This window comes from Streptomyces sp. NPDC002676, from assembly GCF_053592455.1.
Genome location: NZ_JBSFVT010000004.1, coordinates 189383 through 206985, shown reverse-complemented (window position 1 = coordinate 206985; position 17603 = coordinate 189383). Strand labels below are relative to the sequence as shown.

General features: G+C 70.7%; 15 protein-coding genes. 4 read left to right on the top strand and 11 right to left on the bottom strand.

The annotated features are described in order from the left end of the window. Positions 1–21: 21 nt before the first annotated feature. Entirely contained in the window at positions 22–2127 is a 2106-nt protein-coding gene (locus ACWD3E_RS14215) for a PTS fructose transporter subunit IIABC (RefSeq protein WP_451387825.1), read from the top strand. A gap of 14 nt (positions 2128–2141) precedes the next feature. Here the strand turns inward: ACWD3E_RS14215 and ACWD3E_RS14210 are convergent, their stop codons facing one another. The 4 genes from ACWD3E_RS14210 to ACWD3E_RS14195 all read right to left on the bottom strand — a co-directional run bounded on the left by ACWD3E_RS14210 (position 2142) and on the right by ACWD3E_RS14195 (position 6761). Next, entirely contained in the window at positions 2142–2888 is a 747-nt protein-coding gene (locus ACWD3E_RS14210; protein ID WP_451387824.1) for a DUF6227 family protein, read from the bottom strand. 157 nt (positions 2889–3045) lie between these two features. Beyond that, positions 3046–4263, bottom strand: a complete 1218-nt coding sequence (locus ACWD3E_RS14205; RefSeq protein WP_451387823.1) for a L,D-transpeptidase — start codon at positions 4261–4263, stop codon at positions 3046–3048. Positions 4264–4428: 165 nt separating this feature from the next. Continuing rightward, on the bottom strand, positions 4429–5481 hold the full coding sequence (locus ACWD3E_RS14200; protein ID WP_451387822.1) for a P1 family peptidase: 1053 nt from the start codon (positions 5479–5481) through the stop codon (positions 4429–4431). A gap of 41 nt (positions 5482–5522) precedes the next feature. After that, on the bottom strand, positions 5523–6761 hold the full coding sequence (locus tag ACWD3E_RS14195) for a low temperature requirement protein A (protein WP_451387821.1): 1239 nt from the start codon (positions 6759–6761) through the stop codon (positions 5523–5525). 116 nt (positions 6762–6877) lie between these two features. On the opposite strand from ACWD3E_RS14195, the gene ACWD3E_RS14190 reads away from it, so the two are divergent. Beyond that, complete coding sequence (locus tag ACWD3E_RS14190; RefSeq protein ID WP_451387820.1) at positions 6878–7054, top strand: hypothetical protein; 177 nt, start codon at positions 6878–6880, stop codon at positions 7052–7054. Positions 7055–7082: 28 nt separating this feature from the next. Here ACWD3E_RS14190 and mscL read toward each other — a convergent pair whose 3' ends face one another. The 6 genes from mscL to ACWD3E_RS14160 form a co-directional block, all read right to left on the bottom strand. After that, positions 7083–7559, bottom strand: coding sequence for a large conductance mechanosensitive channel protein MscL (gene mscL / locus ACWD3E_RS14185; RefSeq protein ID WP_451387819.1), 477 nt, complete (start codon positions 7557–7559; stop codon positions 7083–7085). Positions 7560–7697: 138 nt separating this feature from the next. Further along, positions 7698–8315 carry a hypothetical protein gene (locus ACWD3E_RS14180; protein WP_451387818.1) on the bottom strand — a complete coding sequence of 206 codons (618 nt, stop codon included), beginning with the start codon at positions 8313–8315 and terminating at the stop codon, positions 7698–7700. Positions 8316–8475: 160 nt separating this feature from the next. After that, positions 8476–9309, bottom strand: a complete 834-nt coding sequence (locus ACWD3E_RS14175; protein ID WP_451387817.1) for an S-methyl-5'-thioadenosine phosphorylase — start codon at positions 9307–9309, stop codon at positions 8476–8478. Between the two features lie 121 nt (positions 9310–9430). After that, entirely contained in the window at positions 9431–9739 is a 309-nt protein-coding gene (locus ACWD3E_RS14170; protein ID WP_451387816.1) for an FmdB family zinc ribbon protein, read from the bottom strand. A 67-nt stretch (positions 9740–9806) separates the two neighbouring features. Next, positions 9807–11102 carry an MFS transporter gene (locus ACWD3E_RS14165; protein ID WP_451387815.1) on the bottom strand — a complete coding sequence of 432 codons (1296 nt, stop codon included), beginning with the start codon at positions 11100–11102 and terminating at the stop codon, positions 9807–9809. 255 nt (positions 11103–11357) lie between these two features. After that, positions 11358–12887: a potassium/proton antiporter gene (locus ACWD3E_RS14160; protein ID WP_451388145.1), complete on the bottom strand. Its 1530-nt coding sequence runs from the start codon at positions 12885–12887 to the stop codon at positions 11358–11360. A 198-nt stretch (positions 12888–13085) separates the two neighbouring features. Here ACWD3E_RS14160 and ACWD3E_RS14155 point away from each other — a divergent pair, with 198 nt between their 5' ends. Continuing rightward, positions 13086–15899, top strand: coding sequence for a penicillin acylase family protein (locus tag ACWD3E_RS14155; RefSeq protein WP_451387814.1), 2814 nt, complete (start codon positions 13086–13088; stop codon positions 15897–15899). Between the two features lie 83 nt (positions 15900–15982). On the opposite strand, the gene ACWD3E_RS14150 is transcribed toward ACWD3E_RS14155, so the two are convergent. Next, positions 15983–16564, bottom strand: coding sequence for a 5-formyltetrahydrofolate cyclo-ligase (locus ACWD3E_RS14150; RefSeq protein ID WP_451388144.1), 582 nt, complete (start codon positions 16562–16564; stop codon positions 15983–15985). 133 nt (positions 16565–16697) lie between these two features. On the opposite strand from ACWD3E_RS14150, the gene galU reads away from it, so the two are divergent. Then, positions 16698–17600: a UTP--glucose-1-phosphate uridylyltransferase GalU gene (gene galU, locus ACWD3E_RS14145; protein ID WP_451387813.1), complete on the top strand. Its 903-nt coding sequence runs from the start codon at positions 16698–16700 to the stop codon at positions 17598–17600. Positions 17601–17603: the final 3 nt, after the last annotated feature.

Here is a 17603-nt window from a genome sequence, read left to right as displayed (position 1 = left end):
ACGCGTGCAGAGGAGCCCGCGATGAGCAGCATGATCACCGCGGAACTGGTCGACCTCGACCTGTCCGCCGGTACGAAGGAGGCGGCGGCGCGCAGCCTCGCCGAGCGCATGGTGGCCCTGGGCCGGGTGACCGACCTGGAGGGCTTCCTCGCCGACGTGGCCGCCCGCGAGGCGCAGATGCCCACCGGCCTCGACGGCGGCATCGGCATCCCGCACTGCCGCAGCGCCCACGTCACCGAGCCGACGCTCGCCTTCGGCCGCAGCGCCGCGGGCATCGACTTCGGCGCCGCGGACGGCCCGGCCGACCTCGTCTTCCTCATCGCGGCCCCGGCGGGCGCCGACGACGCGCACCTCACGATCCTCTCCTCGCTGGCGCGTCAGCTGATGAACGCCGAGTTCACCGCCGCGCTGCGGTCGGCGTGCGAGGCGGAGACGGCGGCGGCGCTGATCCGGGGCGAGGAGGTGCCGCCGACTGCGCCGCAGGGGCCTTCGGCGGAGGGCGCGAAGGGTGAGGCGGGCGCCGCCGGTTCCCCCGAAGACTCCGTCGCGGCGCCGGTGGCGGCCTCCGCCGGCGCCGCGGCGGGCAGTACGGCGGGCGCCACACCCTCGGGAGAGCGCCCCTTCCGGATCATCGCCGTGACCTCCTGCCCGACCGGTATCGCCCACACCTACATGGCGGCCGAGTCCCTGGAGAACGCCGGACAGGAGGCGGGCGTCGAGCTGATCGTCGAGACGCAGGGCTCGGCCGGCTTCACCCGGCTGGACCCGGCGGTGATCGCGGCGGCGGACGGCGTGATCTTCGCGCACGACATCCCCGTGCGCGACAAGGACCGCTTCGCCGGCAAGCCCACCGTCGACGTCGGGGTGAAGGCGGCCATCAACCGCGCCGCCGAACTGATCGCCGCGGTACGGGAGAAGGCGGCGCGCGGTGAGGTGACGGCCGCCGCCGGGCCGGGCACCACGCCCGTGGAGCGCACCGGTGACTCCACCGAGGGCTACGGCACCAAGCTCCGCAAGTGGCTGATGTCCGGCGTCAGTTACATGGTGCCGTTCGTCGCCGCGGGCGGCCTCCTCATCGCCCTCGGCTTCGCGATCGGCGGCTACAAGATCAACAAGGCGCCGTCGGTCATGCAGCACTTCGTGTGGACCCAGGCCGACAGCTGGGGCGCGCTGTGCTTCCAGATCGGCGTCGTCGCCTTCGGCTTCCTCGTCCCGGTCCTGGCCGGCTACATCGCCTACGGCATGGCCGACCGCCCCGGCCTCGTCCCCGGCTTCGTCGGCGGCGCGATCGCCCTCACCATCAACGCGGGCTTCCTCGGCGGCCTGGCGGCCGGTCTCATCGCCGGTGGCGTGGTGATGGCGATCCAGCGGGTCGGGATCCCGGCGGCGTTGCGCGGCATCATGCCGGTGGTGGTGATCCCGCTGATCTCCTCGGCGCTCGTCGGATTCCTGATGTTCGTGGTGATCGGCAAGCCCATCGCCACCGCGCAGCGGGGGATGACCGACTGGCTGAACGGCCTCACCGGCACCAACGCCGTCCTGCTGGGCGCCCTGCTGGGCCTGATGATGTGCTTCGACCTGGGCGGGCCGGTCAACAAGGTCGCCTACACCTTCGCCACCGCCGGCATCGCGGTCGCCAGCCCCAGCGACTCCGCGATGAAGATCATGGCCGCGGTGATGGCGGCCGGCATGGTCCCGCCGCTGGCGATGGCCCTGGCCACCACCGTGCGCGGGCGGCTGTTCACGCGGGCCGAGCGCGAGAACGGCAAGGCCGCCTGGGTACTGGGCGCGTCCTTCATCTCCGAGGGTGCGATCCCGTTCGCGGCGGCGGACCCGCTGCGGGTCATCCCGTCCGCCATGGTGGGCGGCGCGCTCACCGGCGCCCTGTCGATGGCCTTCGGCGCCACCCTGCGCGCCCCGCACGGCGGCGTCTTCGTGGTCCCGCTGATCGGCAACCCGTTCCTCTACCTGATCGCCATCGCGGTCGGCGTGTGCGTCACCGCAGCCCTGGTGGTCCTCCTCAAGGGCATGCGCAAGCAGGCTCCCGAGACCACGGAGGCCGATTCCGCCGCCAACCCGCCCACGACGAACGGGACGCCGGGGACGAAGCAGCCGGTGGCCGCCTGACCGCCGCGAGCCGGTCAGCCCTGGGGGGCCGCGCGCCGCTCCATCGCGTCCCGGGCCGCGTCCTCCGAGACGTACACCTCGCACATGTGCCGTCCGTCGGGCGTCGCCGTGTGCTCGACCTCCCACAGGGAGAGCTCCGTGCCGTCCGCGAGGAGGAACGCGTGCTCGTACAGCGCGAAGGTCAGCCCCGCCCGCCCGGTGCGCCCGGGGCGGCCGAAGGCCTGCGTGATCTGGTGCGCGCACGCCGTCGCCAGGAGCGCCGCGGTCTCGGCGTCCGGCCGGTCGGGGTTCTCGGCCCGGCGCAGCAGCCGGCGTGCGTGGTCCGCCGAGTCCTCGGGGGCGTACACGTGCCGGGGTTCGGGGATCGCCCACAGTCGCAGCGGCGTCGGCAGCTCGAACTCCGGTGTGTCCAGCGGCAGTCCGAGCCGGGCCGTGGCGGTATGCAGCTCCTCCGCGTCGACGTACACCTCGTGCTGTGTCTCACCGCCGGGCGCGGTGTTGTGCACCAGCTCCCACAGGGTGACCGCCGAGCCGTCGGCCAGCAGCCAGGTGTGCCGGTACGTCTCCCGGTGCAGCCCGGCGCTGTGGTGCGCGGAGCGCAGCGAACTGTCGTGCGCCAGCGCGCAGTCGAGCTGCCGTATCACCTCGTCGGGCAGCTCGAAGGAGTTCAGGGCACGGCCGAGGAGTCGCGCGAGGTGCTCCTCCGGAGACTCGGGCGACTCGGCTGGTTCGTACGGCGCCGTCTCGTACGGAACGCTCAAGGCATCTCCCGGCGTTGCTGCATGTCACCTGGTGGGTGCATACCGTAGCCCCTCGGTGGGACATCATGTCCGGAAACCGAGAAAACGTACGCAAGGAAAACGTGCGGGCCGCGCGAGAAGTTCCCGCGCGGCCCCGCCTGTAGTGAAAACCTGCCGGTCAGGCGGCACTTCCGGCAGTCCACTCGCCCCAGGACATGTTCCAGCCGTTGAGACCGTTGTCCGGGGCGACGGTGGTGTCGGGGGAGTTCTTCACGATCACGACGTCCCCGACGAGCGAGTTGTCGTAGAACCACTTGGCCGAGGTGTCGCCCTGCGCGCCCTGGACGTCCGCGAGTCCGACGCACCCGTGGCTGGTGCCCTCCCGGCCGAAGGGCGGGTTGCCCTTGTTGTACCAGTAGTTTCCGTGGATGAACGTCCCGCTGGACGTCAGCCGCATCGCGTGCGGCACGTCCGAGATGTCGTACTCCCCGCCGAAGCCGACCGTCGAGCCGTTCATACGGGTCTGCTCGAACTTCTCGGAGATCACCATCTGCCCGTTGTACGTGGTGTGCTGCGCGCTGCCCGAGGAGATCGGCACCGACTTGAGCGTCTTGCCGTCCCGTACCACCGTCATGGTCTGCGTGTTGACGTCGACGGTGGACACCTGCGAGCGCCCGATGGTGAAGGACACCGTCTTCTTCTGCACGCCGTAGACGCCGTTCGTGCCCTCGACCCCGTCCAGGTCGATCTTCATCGTGACCTTGGAGCCGGCCTTCCAGTAGTCCTGCGGCCGGAAGTCCAGCCGCTGGTTGCCGAACCAGTGCCCGGCGACCTGCTGGCCGCTGCTGGAGCTGACCGTGATGTGCGCCTGCACGGCCTTCTTGTCGGTGATGGCCTTGTCGAAGGTGAACGACACCGGCATGCCGACGCCGACCGTGGTCCCGTCGTCCGGCGTGTAGGTGCCGATGAAGCTGTTCGACGAGGAGACGGTGGTGAAGATGGAGTTGGCCGCCGCCGTACGCCCGTTGCCGTCCTTCGCGGTCGCGTCTATCTCGTACTTCGTCCCGCGCTCCAGCTGCTGCTTCGGCTTCCAGCTGCCGCCGTCCGCCGATATCGCCCCCGGCACGGCCTGCCCCGACCCGGCCACGGTCATCTTCACGTCGGTGAGCCTGCCGCCGCTGACCTTCACCCCGGTCGCGTTGATGGACGCGCCCGTCGAACCGTCCTTGGCCGAGATCGCGATCTTCGCCGTGGACGTCTTGGGGGAGCTGCTGCCGTCCTTGCCCTCGTCGGTGGCGTTGGCGCTGCCACCGCAGGCGGTCAGGGTGAAGGCGCCGACCATCAGGGCGGCACAGGCCACCAGTGCGCGCCGCACTGCAATGTCCGGCGTTGTCACGGGCTGCTCCCAGTTCGTGTGATGTGCGTGATCCGTTCCAGTGCGTGGAGAGAGAGGGCACCGGAACCCGCAGAGGTTCCCTCCGTCCCGGAGGAACACGATCACGTGACAGAACCGCGACAAATCAAGCCCTTGGCGCCCCCTGGGCCACCCCTGCGCCCGGCTTCACCGCCCAGGCAGCGCCCCGTACAACTCCTCGTAGGACGGCCACACTCCACCCGGTCCGTCGACCGACTCGGCGGCGCGTACGGCCCGGACGATCGCGCGGGTCACTGCGTCCGCGCCGGCCGCGAGGATGTCGTTGAGCGCCGACGGCGCGGGGTCGAGGGGGCGCGTGCCGGTCGCCAGGGCGAACACCGTGTCGCCGTCGTGCAGCAGGTGCACCGGTCGCACGGCCCGTGCGATCCCGTCGTGCGCCGTGCCCGCCAGCTTCTGCGCCTGCGCCCTGGTGAGGTCCGCGTCGGTCGCGACCACCGCGAGCGTCGTGTTGAGCGGAGGCGGCGCGTTCCGGTCGGCGGTCTCGGCGAGCCGTCGGCGCGCCGCCTCGTGGACGCGCTCCTGCGGATACTCCACCCGCCCCTGGAAGAACTCCCCGTACAGGGCGCCCGTCTCCGGATCCACCACCGCCCCCGCTGCGTTCGCGACCACCAGCGCGGCCACCGTGATCCCCGAGTCGAGCACCGTGCTCGCGGTCCCCACGCCGCCCTTGAGCTGCCCGGCCGTCGCGCCGGTGCCGGCGCCCACGCACCCCTGCGGCACCCGGGCGCCGGGCGCGCTCGCCGCTGCCGCCTCGACGGCCGCGCGCCCCGTCTCCGCGCCCGGCCGGGCGCGGAAGTCGCCGCCTCGCCCCAGGTCGAAGACGCACGCGGCGGGCACCACCGGTACGACCTGCGTCGGCTCCGCCCCCACCCGCACCCCGCGCCCCTGCTCCTCCAGCCAGGCCATCACTCCGGACGCGGCGTCGAGCCCGTACGCGCTGCCTCCGGTCAGCACGACCGCGTCGATCTTCTGCACCACGTTGCGCGGGTCGAGCGCGTCGGTCTCCTTGGTACCGGGCCCACCGCCGCGCACGTCCACGGCGGCGACCACGCCGCCCTCGGGAGCCAGGACGACCGTGGTGCCGGTGAGCCAGCCGTCCCCGCGGCGGGTGGCGTGCCCCACCCGCAGTCCGGCGACGTCTGTCAGTGCGTCAACTGTCAGTCGTGCGTCAACTGTCATGCGGCCCAGTCTGGCCCACCCCGGCGATGCCCCGGAGGTGCTCAGCCGGCCGGTGCGGTGGCGTCCGCCCTGCGTTCGCGGGTGACCATGCGTGCCGTCAGCTTCGTGCCGGTGGCCACCGCGGCGGCGGACACGAGCCCGGCCGCCGGCACCGCCCAGTCGCCGAGGAAGGTGCAGCACACGACCAGCAGGGCCGTGACCGGCAGTACCAGCTGCTGGGAGATGCCGACCTTGAAGTGGCGCGAGTGCACTGCCCACACCGTCAGCAGATACAGCGCCGCCGGCAGGGTCACCGCCGCCGAGGCGGACAGCGTCGAGATGTGCGCCTTGCCCACCGCCTGCTCCACCGCCACCTCCAGGCCCGCACCGATCGCCGCGGCCGAGGCGAAGATCAGGTAGTGGCCGTAGCCCCACAGGAACGCCTGCCCGTTGGAGCGCAGATGGCCGTGGATGGGCACCACGAAGTAGATCCACCACGCGGAGAACACGATCAGCAGGCCGCCGGCCGCGATCGGCAGCAGTTCGCCCAGCGCCTGGTGCTCGTCCACGGCCGACTTCACGGCGACAGTGGCCGCGGCGATCGTCTCGCCGAGCACGATGATCGTGAACAGGCCGTACCGCTCGGCGATGTGGTGCGGATGCCAGGACGTCGCGGAGTTCCGCTCGGCGAACACCGGCACGCTCAGCTCCGCGATCGCCATCACCAGGAACACCCAGGGCCGGGCGGGTTCGGGCAGCAGGACCAGCCCGAGCCAGCCGACCAGGCACAGCAGCACCCCGCACGCGTACCGGAGCACCATGGTCCGTTCCGCACCGGTGGCCGATCGCGCCGCTCGCAGCCACTGCGCGGCCATCGGCAGCCGCATGATCACATAGCCGAGCCAGACGATCAGGAAGTCGTGGTGCTCGAACGCCCGGGAGACACCGGCCGCCAGGACCAGCACGCCGGCGATCTGGACCAGGGTGACGGCCCGGTACAGCGCGTCGTCGTTGTCGTACGCCGAGGCGAACCAGGTGAAGTTCATCCAGGCCCACCAGATGGCGAAGAACAGCATCGCGTAGTTGAGGATCCCGGTCCCCGCGTGCCCCTCGGCCACGGCGTTCACCAGTTGCACGCCCGCCTGCGCGACCGCCACCACGAAACACAGGTCGAAGAAGAGCTCCAGCGGGGAGGAGACCCGGTGCGCCTCGTCGCGCCCTCGCGCGGTGAGCCGTCGCAGGAGGCCCGAGGAGTGCTGCGCGCCCGGAGAGGCGGGCGCCGGAGCGGAACTCGACGTCATGCCCCCAGCACAGCAGAAAATTGGGCCCATATCTTGTGAACGGATTCACAAGTTTCGGAGGGTGTGCGACAGGACTGCACAGCGGACCGCCCGGGGCGGGGCCGTACCCTTGGGGCATGAGCAGCACCCCCGACCCCGAGCCGCGCGACCCCAAGGCCGCGCTGGTCTTCGACGACCCGCTGAACCAGCAGTCCTCGGACGACACCGACGGCGGGTGGGGCGAGCGCACGGACGGCGACAGCGCCGCCGACCTGAAGCGTTTCCTCGACGAGAAGCCGCCCCACCACCTCTGAGCCGCCCGCGCCGTCCGCAGGAGCGCGGTCAGCCCCCGTCGCGCCCCGAACCGCGCTGCGCGACCAGCGTGTCGCGGATCTCCTTCAGGACCTCCAGCTCGGTCACCTCGATGACCTCGTGCGTGCCCTCGCGCGCCTTCTTGCGGGCCTCCTGACGCGCCAGGTACTTCGACATCGGCAGGACCATCAGGAAGTAGACCACCGCCGCGGTGATCACGAAGCTCAGCGTGGCGCCGAGGACGGTGCCCCACAGGATCGGCACACCGCTCTTCACCGAGCCGTCCGCACCCACCTGGCAGGGATCCTTGAGGCACGAGCTGTAGTGGTCCAGGTTCTGCGTGCCGATGGCGCCGACCAGCGGGTTGATGACCCCCTTCACCACCGAGTTCACGATGTTGGTGAAGGCGGCGCCGATGACCACCGCGACCGCCAGATCGACCACGTTTCCGCGCATCAGGAAGGCTTTGAAGCCGTTCCAGACACTCGGTTCCTTCTTTGCGCTCACCTAGGGGACTCTCCTCGCATGCACAGGGTGTGGAACGAAACGCTCCGCAACCTACGGCAAGGCGCGGCCACTGTGTCCAAGTCCGCCCTTCGACCGAGGGACTTGACGGTCGATCGCCACGAAGAAGCACCGGTCGGTTCAGCACAGCGTCACCGCCAGCCGTGCCGTGGCACTCGCACCGACGAGCCGCGCCGCCGTGGCGCGCGGCACCGACAGCACGACCAGTGCCCCGCTCTCGGCGGCGCCCTCCAAGGGCTCCGGCAGCTTCGTCACCCGCACCCCGCGTGCGAGCACCCGGGCACCGCCGCCGGTCTGCGGGTCCTCCGCCGCGATGACGTCGACCCGGTCACCGGGCCGTAGCAGCCGGACGGTGGCGGCGTCGGCGATCCGCACGGGCGCCGTCACCACGTCCGCCGCCGGGTGCCGGCGCGGGGGTTCCGCGGCCGGGCGTCCTCGGGCGCGCTCCGCATGGTGCGGCTCCGCGGCGGTGCGCGGCCCGGCCGCCACGAGCGCGGCGGCGGTCACGGCGAGACCGGCCGCCACGGCCCGCCGGCGCTGCCGCACGAGCCGCTGCAGCTGATACCGCCCGCCGCGTACGCGCACGGGAGCGAACTGCGGGACCTCGCGGGTCGCGGGGGCATCGGTGCCCAGCGGACGCGGGATCCGCAGCGGCGAAGGTGCGGACAGGGACGAGGCAGAGGCCGTGGTCGGGGCCTGGGCCTGGGCCTGGGTCGGATATGACGAGGACACGGACATGGGGATCACCGCCGGCGACGAGGAATTCGGCTTGTGCTGCCACGATGACGCCTTGCGCCGAATCCCGCCGGAGCCGGTGGACTCCTGGCCGTTTGTGGATAACTCGCCCACCCGAACGGGGACTTCCGCAGGTGCCCGGACGACGGAATCCCCCGTCGCGCTACGGCAGTTCGAACCCCGGATCCATCCCGCCGAGCGCGTTCACGCACAGGCAGTCCCGCGCCCCGGTCTCCGGCAGCGCCGCCACCGCGTCGAACAGGACGCCCCGCAGCCGGTCCACGTTGGCCGCGAACACCTGCAGCACCTCCTCGTGCGAGACGCCCTCGCCGGTCTCGGCGCCCGCGTCGAGGTCGGTGACCAGGGTCAGCGAGGTGTAGCAGAGCTCCAGTTCCCGGGCGAGCACCGCCTCGGGGTGGCCGGTCATGCCCACCACCGACCAGCCCTGCGCCTGGTGCCACAGCGATTCGGCGCGGGTGGAGAAGCGCGGTCCCTCGACGACGACCAGCGTGCCGCCGTCCACCGGCTCCCAGTCCCGTCCGCGGGCCGCCTTCAGCGCGGCTGCCCGGGCGACGGGGCAGTAGGGGTCGGCCATGGACACGTGCACGACGTTCGGCACCGTGCCGTCGGGCAGCGGAAGCCCGTCGAAGTAGGTCTGCTGCCGCGCCTTCGTACGGTCCACCAGCTGGTCCGGCACGAGCAGGGTGCCCGGCCCGTACTCGGGGCGCAGCCCGCCCACCGCGCAGGGGCCGAGGATCTGGCGGGCCCCGACCGACCGGAGAGCCCAGAGGTTGGCGCGGTAGTTGATGCGGTGCGGCGGCAGGTGGTGCCCGCGGCCGTGCCGGGGCAGGAAGGCGACGCGTCGGCCGGCGATCTCGCCGAGGAAGAGGGAGTCGCTGGGCGCCCCGTACGGGGTCTCGACCTGGACCTCGGTCACGTCGTCCAGGAACGAGTAGAAGCCCGAGCCACCGATTACGCCGATCTCTGCGTTCGCCATGACGAGCACATTAGCTGGCCGCGGAAAGACGGGGCAGCCGGTTCCGGGGGAGGACGGGGAGGACGGGAAGGACGCCGAAGACCCTGCCGTCGTACGACGGCAGGGTCCAGGGTGAGTGTTGTCAGGCGGCGGAGCTGCCGGCGGAGCTCGACGAGGACGACGAGGACGACGAGGACGACGACTTCGAGTCGGACGACGCAGAGCCGGACGACGAGGAGCTGGACTTCGACGCCGGGGTGCTGCTCGACGTGGAGCCGCGGGAGTCGTTGCGGTAGAAGCCGGAGCCCTTGAAGACGATGCCGACCGCGGAGAACACCTTCTTGAGGCGGCCGTTGCAGCTGGGGCACTCGGTCAGGGCGTCGTCAGTGAACTTCTGGACCGCCTCGAGGCCCTCACCGCACTCGGTGCACTGGTACTGGTAGGTCGGCACTGTCTTCCTCCTGGCACTCTCACTCGATGAGTGCTAACGACGGTCCATAGTGACGTATTCCCGGGGATCAGTCCACCGTCACCGGGACGCGGTGACCGACGCCACGTGCGACGGTACGGTTCCGCGGCGGGGCGGCCAGCCGCGAACGCAGCGCCAGCAGGGTCACCAGCGCGAGCACGGTGCCGGCCATCGGCACCAGGAACCCGGCGCCGTCCCACAGCCGGTCCTCCAGCTGCCCGGCGACGGTGACGGCCGCCGCCTGGCCGAACGCGACCGCACCGGTCAGCCAGGTGAAGGCCTCGGTGCGGGCACCGGCCGGGACCAGGCCCTCGACCAGCGTGTAGCCGGTGATCAGCGCCGGCGCGATGCACATGCCGACCAGCAGGCCGAGAGCTGCCAGCAGCAGTACCGAATGCGCCGTCCACAGGGCGGAAGCGGCCAGCGCGAGCGCCGTGTAGCCGACGACCAGGCGCCGCTGCGGGGCGACCTTCCAGGCGATCGCGCCGCACGCGATGCCGGAGAGCATGTTTCCCGCGGCGAAGACGCCGTACAGGACGCCGTTCAGGCCGGGCTCGCCGATCGACTCCGTGAACGCCGCCAGCGCGACCTGCATTCCGCCGAAGACCGAGCCGATGCCCAGGAAGGTCACGACCAGCACGCGTACGCCCGGCACGCGCAGCGCGGAAGCGTGCTGCACGCGCGCGTGCCCGCTCTCGGCGCTCACCGGCGGCTGTGTGCTCTTCTGCGCGGCGAACAGCAGACCGCCGACGAGGGTCAGCGCGGCCTCCGTCACCAGGCCCGCGGCCGGGGCCACGGTGGTGCACAGCGCGGTCGCCAGCAGGGGACCGAAGACGAAGGTCAGCTCGTCCGTGACGGACTCGAAGGCCGCCGCGGTGGTCATCAGGGGCGAGCCCTGGAGCTTCACGCCCCAGCGGGCGCGCACCATGGGGCCGACCTGCGGCACCGAGGCGCCGGTCGGGACGGCCGCCGCGAACAGCGCCCACAGAGGCGCGTGGGCCAGAGCGAGCGCGGTCAGGGACAGCCCCGAGAGCGTGTGCACGAGGACGCCGGGGATCAGCACGGCGCGCTGGCCGTAACGGTCGGCGAGGCGTCCGCTGTAGGGCGCGAACAGGGCCATGGAGACACCGGTGGCAGCAGCCGCCGCGCCCGCGGCGCCGTACGAGCCGGTGGTGTGCTGCACGAGCAGCACGATGGAGAGGGTGAGCATCGCGAACGGCTGTCGCGCGGCGAAGCCGGGGAGCAGGAACGTCCAGGCGCCGCGGGTGCGCAGCAGTTGTCCGTACCCCGGGCGGGAGGACGCCGGCGGGTTCTCCGCCGACTCGGTGGTGACCGTGGATGCCACGGCCCGTGCCTTTCTGCCGCCTGGTAGCGCCACCCCTGTCGTGGGGCGGGTCGGCCTCACGGGGGCGCCGAGAGCTGTCCTCTTGCGCGGAACTGCGGTAGATACCGGTCCCACGGTGGTGGGCTCCCCGGCCGCCATACGGTCGCGCCAGCTCTGCGTCAGGCAGAGTTGGATCGATCTGAATGCCTTGATACTACAGGGATCAAGGCCTTGTGCTCCTGTGAAAATGAGCACCATAGGGGTGCTCACCTGGCATTAACGCGCGCCTCGTCCGTCCGTGCCCAGCCACCCGGCCAGCTTGCCGCCGCGTGCGACCGCGCGCAGGCGGCGCTCCGCCGCGTCGCGGACGGGGTCGGTGGCGACCACGAGGAGTTCGTCCCCGTGCCGCAGCACCGTCGTGGGGAGCGGAACGAACGATTTCCCCTCCCGCACGACGAGCGTCACGGCGGCCCCGGCCGGCAGCCGCAGCTCGTGGACCTCCACGCCGTGCATCCGCGAGCCCTCCGGGATCGAGACGGACAGCAGATGCCCGCGCAGCCGCTCCAGGGGCGCCGACTCGATGCCGAGGTCGGCCGCCTCGCCCTCCTCGCCGAGCCGCAGCGCGCGCGCCAGCCAGGGCAGTGTCGGCCCCTGGACGAGGGTGTAGACGACGACCAGCACGAAGACGATGTTGAAGATGTGGCGGCTGCCCTCGACGCCGTTCACCATGGGGATCGTCGCCAGGATGATGGGCACGGCGCCGCGCAGTCCCGCCCACGACATCAGGGCCTGTTCCGGCCACGGCACCCGGAACGGCGTCAGGCTGAGCACCACGCTCAGCGGGCGGGCCACCATGGTCAGCGCCATGCCGATGACCAGGGCGGGCCACACGTCGTCGCCCAGGTCGTGCGGGGTGACCAGCAGGCCGAGCAGGACGAACATGCCGATCTGGGCGATCCAGCCCAGCCCCTCCGCGAACCCGCGCGTGGCGGGCCAGTGCGGGAGCTTCGCGTTGCCGAGGACCATCGAGGCGAGGTAGACGGCCAGGAAGCCGCTGCCGTGCCCGAGGGCGCCGGCGGCGTACGCCGTCACGGCGATCGCCAGGACGGCGATCGGGTAGAGGCCGGAGGCGGGCAGTGCCACGTGCTTGAGGCCCCAGGAGCCGAACCAGCCCACCGCGAGGCCTATGGCGGCGCCGAAGGCCAGCTCCAGGGCGATCTTGCCGAGCAGGAGGTACCAGTGCTCGACCGGGCCGGCCTGGGAGAAGGCGACGACCAGGATGACCACCGGGGCGTCGTTGAAACCGGACTCCGCCTCCAGCGTGCCCGTCACGCGCGCGGGGAGGGGAATTCTCCGGAGCACCGAGAAGACCGCCGCGGCGTCCGTGGACGAGACCACCGCGCCGATGATGAGCGCCTGCCGCCACTCCAGACCGACCAGATAGTGCGCGCCCGCCGCCGTGACACCGACGCTGACGGCGACCCCCGCCGTGGCCAGGACCGAGGCGGACGCCAGGGCCGGCCGGATCTCCTTCCACTTCGTGCCGAGGCCGCCTTCCGCGAGGATCACGACCAGGGCCGCGTAGCCGATGACCTGGGTCATCCCGGCGTTGTTGAAGTGGATGTTCCCGACGCCGTCCTGGCCCATGAGGACGCCGATCCCCAGGTAGACGAGCAGGCTGGGGAGCCCGCTGCGTGAGGAGATCCGGACGGCCGCGACGGCGACGAGCAGGACGAGGGAGCAGACGAGCAGGAGCTGGTCGAGGTGATGGACAGTCAGCGGCGGTTCCTCCTCCAGGATCTGCAGGTACTTCGTTACCTTACCTAGTTACCCTACCTAACTCTTGACGATTTCTTGACGCCGCTCGGGCAAGATCGAACGCTCGTGCACGCTGGTTCCCCACTCCGCGTCAAGCGGCGCAGGGCCCTGCGCCTATGGTTGCTCCAGCGCTCATTCAAAGTCACAGCCCGACCTGCCGCTCGCGTTAGGACAGCAAGGACAGCGATGCCCCCGAATACCACCGCCACAACGGGTGACAAGCCCGGTAAGTCCGGCAGGAAAAAGGGGCGCAAAGCCCGCCTGATCGTGCTGGTCCTGGTTCTGGCCGTCATCGGAGGCATCGCCTACGGGGCGTACTGGTCCATCAGCACCGTCCGCGCCTCCTTCCCGCAGACCACGGGTTCGATCACGCTCGACGGCCTGTCGGGTCCCGTCGACGTGAAGCGGGACGGCAACGGCATCCCGCAGATCTACGCGTCCTCCGACGAGGACCTGTTCATGGCGCAGGGCTTCGTCCAGGCGCAGGACCGGTTCTACGAGATGGACGTGCGCCGGCACATGACCTCCGGGCGCCTGTCGGAGATGTTCGGCAAGGACCAGGTCAAGAACGACGAGTTCCTGCGCACGCTCGGCTGGGACCGCGTGGCCAAGCAGGAGTACGACACGAAGCTGTCGAACTCCACGAAGAAGTACCTCGGCGCGTACGCCAAGGGTGTCAACGCCTACCTCCACGGCAAGAGCGGCAAGGGCATCTCCCTGGAGTACGCGGCCCTCGGCCTCACCAACGACTACAAGCCCGAGCAGTGGACCCCGGTCGACTCCGTCTCGTGGCTGAAGGCGATGGCCTGGGACCTGCGCGGCAACATGCAGGACGAGATCGACCGCGCCCTGATGACCAGCCGTCTCGGCCCGCAGCAGATCCAGGACCTCTACCCGGAGTACCCCTACAGCCGTAACAAGCCGATAGTGCAGGACGGTCAGTACGACGAAGTGACCCGGAGCTTCCAGCAGAGCGGCGGCACGGGCGGCACGCAGACCACGACGGGTACGCAGACCACGACGGGTACGACGGGCACGAGCGGCTCTCAGACCACGACGGGCGCGACCGGCTCCTCCACCTCCACGGCCGGCGGTTCGGGCCTCACGGGCCAGCTGGCGGGCCTCAACAAGGTCCTGGACAACGTCCCCGCCGCCGTCGGCGTGAACGGCCAGGGCATCGGCTCCAACTCCTGGGTCGTGTCCGGCAGGTACACCATCACCAACAAGCCGCTGCTCGCCAACGACCCGCACCTGTCGCCTTCACTGCCGGGCGTCTGGTACCAGATGGGCCTGCACTGCCGGACCGTCTCCAGCAAGTGCCAGTACGACGTCACGGGCTACACGTTCGCCGGCATGCCCGGTGTGATCATCGGCCACAACGCGGACATCGCGTGGGGCATGACCAACTCCGAAGTCGACGTCACCGACCTCTACCTGGAGAAGGTGACCGCGAACGGCTATCAGTACGACGGCAAGAACCGGCCCTTCAAGACCCGCGAGGAGACCATCAAGGTCGCCGGCGGTGACTCCAAGACGATCGTCGTCCGCCAGACCCAGGACGGGATGCCGCTGCTGTCCGACCGCGACGACGAACTCGTCCAGGTCGGCAAGAAGGCCACCGTCAACACCGCCGCCCCCGACCGCGGCGACGGCTACGGCATCGCCCTGAGGTGGACCGCGCTCGACCCGGGCACCTCCATGGACGCCGTGTTCGCCCTCGACAGGGCCTCGGACTGGAGCAGCTTCCGCAAGGCAGCCGCCCTGTTCGACGTCCCCTCGCAGAACCTGATCTACGCCGACACCAAGAACAACATCGGCTACACGCTGCCCGGCAAGATCCCCACGCGCTCCTCGGCCGACGACGGCTCCATCCCGGCCCCGGGCTGGGACTCGAAGTACCGCTGGACCGGCTTCATCAAGCAGGACGAGCTGCCCTACGAGTACAACCCCAAGCGCGGCTACATCGTCACCGCCAACCAGGCCGTGGTCGACAAGGACAAGTACCCGTACACGCTGACCACCGACTCGGGCTACGGCACCCGCAGCCAGCGCATCACCGACCTGATCGAGTCCAAGATCAAGGGCAGCGGCCGGATCTCCACCGAGGACATGCGCCAGATGCAGCTGGACAACAGCAGCGAGATCGCCAAGCTTCTGGTGCCCAGGCTGCTGAGGATCAACCTGGCCGACAAGGACGTACGGCAGGCGCAGAAGCTGCTGGACGGCTGGGACTACACCCAGGACGCCGACTCCGCGGCGGCTGCCTACTTCAACGCCGTGTGGCGCAACGTCCTGAAGCTCGCCTTCGGGAACAAGCTCCCCAAGGAGCTGCGCGTCAACGGACAGTGCCTGTGGGTCGACAAGATCGACAGCACCGGCCCGGTGGACGACGACAGCAAGGTGCGCGAGTGCGGCCAGCGCGACGCCGACCAGGCGCAGCCGGACGGCGGCGACCGCTGGTTCGAGGTCGTGCGCACCCTGATGGACAAGCCGGACAGCGAATGGTGGAAGGCGCCCAAGTCGGGCACGCGCCCCGCGGCGAACGACCGGGACGAGCTGTTCGCCCGCGCCATGATCGACGCCCGCTGGGAGCTGACCGCCAAGCTCGGCAAGGACATCGACACCTGGAGCTGGGGCCGGCTGCACCGCCTGTTCCTGAAGAACCAGACCCTCGGCACCGACGGCCCCAAGTTCCTCCAGTACGTGCTCAACCGCGGCCCCTGGAAGCTCAGCGGCGGCGAGGCCACGGTCAACGCGAGCGGCTGGAACGCGGCCGGCGGCTACAACGTCGTCTGGGTGCCCTCCATGCGGATGGTGGTCAACCTCAAGGACTTCGACAAGTCCAAGTGGATCAACCTGACCGGAGCCTCCGGGCACGCCTACAGCGCGCACTACACCGACCAGACGAGCAAGTGGGCCAAGGGCGAGCTGCTGCCCTGGTCGTTCACGGGCAAGGCGGTCGACGACAGCACGAGCGACACGCTCGTCCTCAAGCCGTGACCCGCTGACGGCACGCAGTACACGAAAACGGCCCTCCACACGCACGTGGAGGGCCGTTTTCGTATGGGGGGCCGGTACGGGCGTCAGGCGCGCGGGAAGCGCCGCACACCCGATGGCGTCACCACCGCCTGCACCGGCCGGTCGTGGGCCTCCGCGGGGACCCGTGCGACGACCTCGGTGTCGTACAGGAGCACCACGAGCGCCGAGTGGGCGCCCGCGCGCTCCAGGCGGGCCAGGACGCGGTCGTACGACCCGCCCCCGCGCCCCAGGCGCATCCCGCGCTCGTCCACCGCGAGCCCCGGCAGCAGGACGGCGTCGGCCGACGTCACGGCGTCCGGGCCGAGGCGTTCTCCGGAGGGCTCGAACAGAGCCATCTTCCCGCCGTGCTGGACCCGCGCGAGGGAGTCCGGGCCGGTGTACTCGCCCCAGTCCAGATCGTTGTCGGGCAGGAGCGCGGGGAGCAGCACGCGCACACCCTGCGCGCGCAGCGCGTCCAGCAGGGCGCGTGTGCCCGGCTCGCTGCCCACGGAGACGTACGCCGCCACCGTGCGTGCCCGCGCCAGCTCGGGCAGTTCCAGGGCCCGTACCGCCAGCGTGCCGCCCGCTTCCCGGACGACATCCTCCGTCAACCTGTTCCTCACCGCGAGGAACTCCCGCCGCAACATTCGCTTGTCAGGCTCTGCCGTACGTCCGACGTGTTCCACAGGTCGTTCTCGCATCCTCTCACCTTGTGCTCACACAGCGCTCACTCTCCGGAGCCACGGAATCCCCACAAAGGCACCGGTTAAGGTTGCGGGCATGACTCAGTCGCACCCCAGGATCAGCAAGGCTGTCATCCCTGCAGCAGGCCTCGGCACCCGGTTCCTGCCGGCCACCAAAGCCACTCCCAAGGAGATGCTGCCGGTCGTGGACAAGCCTGCGATCCAGTACGTGGTCGAGGAGGCCGTGTCGGCGGGGCTCGACGACGTACTCATGATCACCGGACGCAACAAGCGCCCGCTCGAGGACCACTTCGACCGCAACTACGAGCTGGAATCGGCGCTCGAGAAGAAGGGCGACGCCGAACGCCTCGCGAAGGTGCAGGAGTCCAGCGACCTGGCCACCATGCACTACGTGCGCCAGGGCGACCCCAGGGGCCTCGGCCACGCCGTGCTCTGTGCCGCCCCGCACGTCGGCCGCGAGCCCTTCGCCGTCCTCCTCGGTGACGACCTGATCGACCCGCGCGACCCGCTGCTCCAGCGCATGATCGAGATCCAGGAGCGCAGCGGCGGCAGCGTGATCGCCCTCATGGAGGTCTCCCCCGAGCAGGTCCACCTCTACGGCTGCGCGGCCGTGGAGGCGACCGCCGAGGGCGACGTCGTCAAGGTGACCGGTCTGGTCGAGAAGCCGGACCCGGCGGACGCCCCGTCGAACTACGCGGTCATCGGCCGTTATGTCCTCGACCCCCACATCTTCGACATACTGCGCACCACCGAGCCGGGCCGCGGCGGCGAGATCCAGCTCACCGACGCCCTCCAGCAGCTCGCCCAGGACGAGAAGGTCGGCGGCCCGGTGCACGGCGTCGTCTTCAAGGGCCGCCGCTATGACACCGGTGACCGTGGCGACTATCTGCGTGCCATTGTCAGACTCGCATGCGAACGTGAAGACCTGGGCCCGGACTTCCGGACCTGGCTTCGCAGTTACGTAGCCGAGGAGATGTAGCAA

Bases quoted from the DNA above. Each gene is read 5' to 3' on its own strand.
- ACWD3E_RS14215 (WP_451387825.1), top strand. From the start codon at position 22: ATGAGCAGCATGATCACCGCGGAACTGGTCGACCTCGACCTGTCCGCC.
- ACWD3E_RS14200 (WP_451387822.1), bottom strand. From the start codon at position 5,481: ATGACAGTTGACGCACGACTGACAGTTGACGCACTGACAGACGTCGCC.
- ACWD3E_RS14195 (WP_451387821.1), bottom strand. From the start codon at position 6,761: ATGACGTCGAGTTCCGCTCCGGCGCCCGCCTCTCCGGGCGCGCAGCAC.
- ACWD3E_RS14190 (WP_451387820.1), top strand. From the start codon at position 6,878: ATGAGCAGCACCCCCGACCCCGAGCCGCGCGACCCCAAGGCCGCGCTG.
- ACWD3E_RS14180 (WP_451387818.1), bottom strand. From the start codon at position 8,315: ATGTCCGTGTCCTCGTCATATCCGACCCAGGCCCAGGCCCAGGCCCCG.
- ACWD3E_RS14175 (WP_451387817.1), bottom strand. From the start codon at position 9,309: ATGGCGAACGCAGAGATCGGCGTAATCGGTGGCTCGGGCTTCTACTCG.
- ACWD3E_RS14155 (WP_451387814.1), top strand. From the start codon at position 13,086: ATGCCCCCGAATACCACCGCCACAACGGGTGACAAGCCCGGTAAGTCC.
- ACWD3E_RS14150 (WP_451388144.1), bottom strand. From the start codon at position 16,564: ATGTTGCGGCGGGAGTTCCTCGCGGTGAGGAACAGGTTGACGGAGGAT.
- galU (WP_451387813.1), top strand. From the start codon at position 16,698: ATGACTCAGTCGCACCCCAGGATCAGCAAGGCTGTCATCCCTGCAGCA.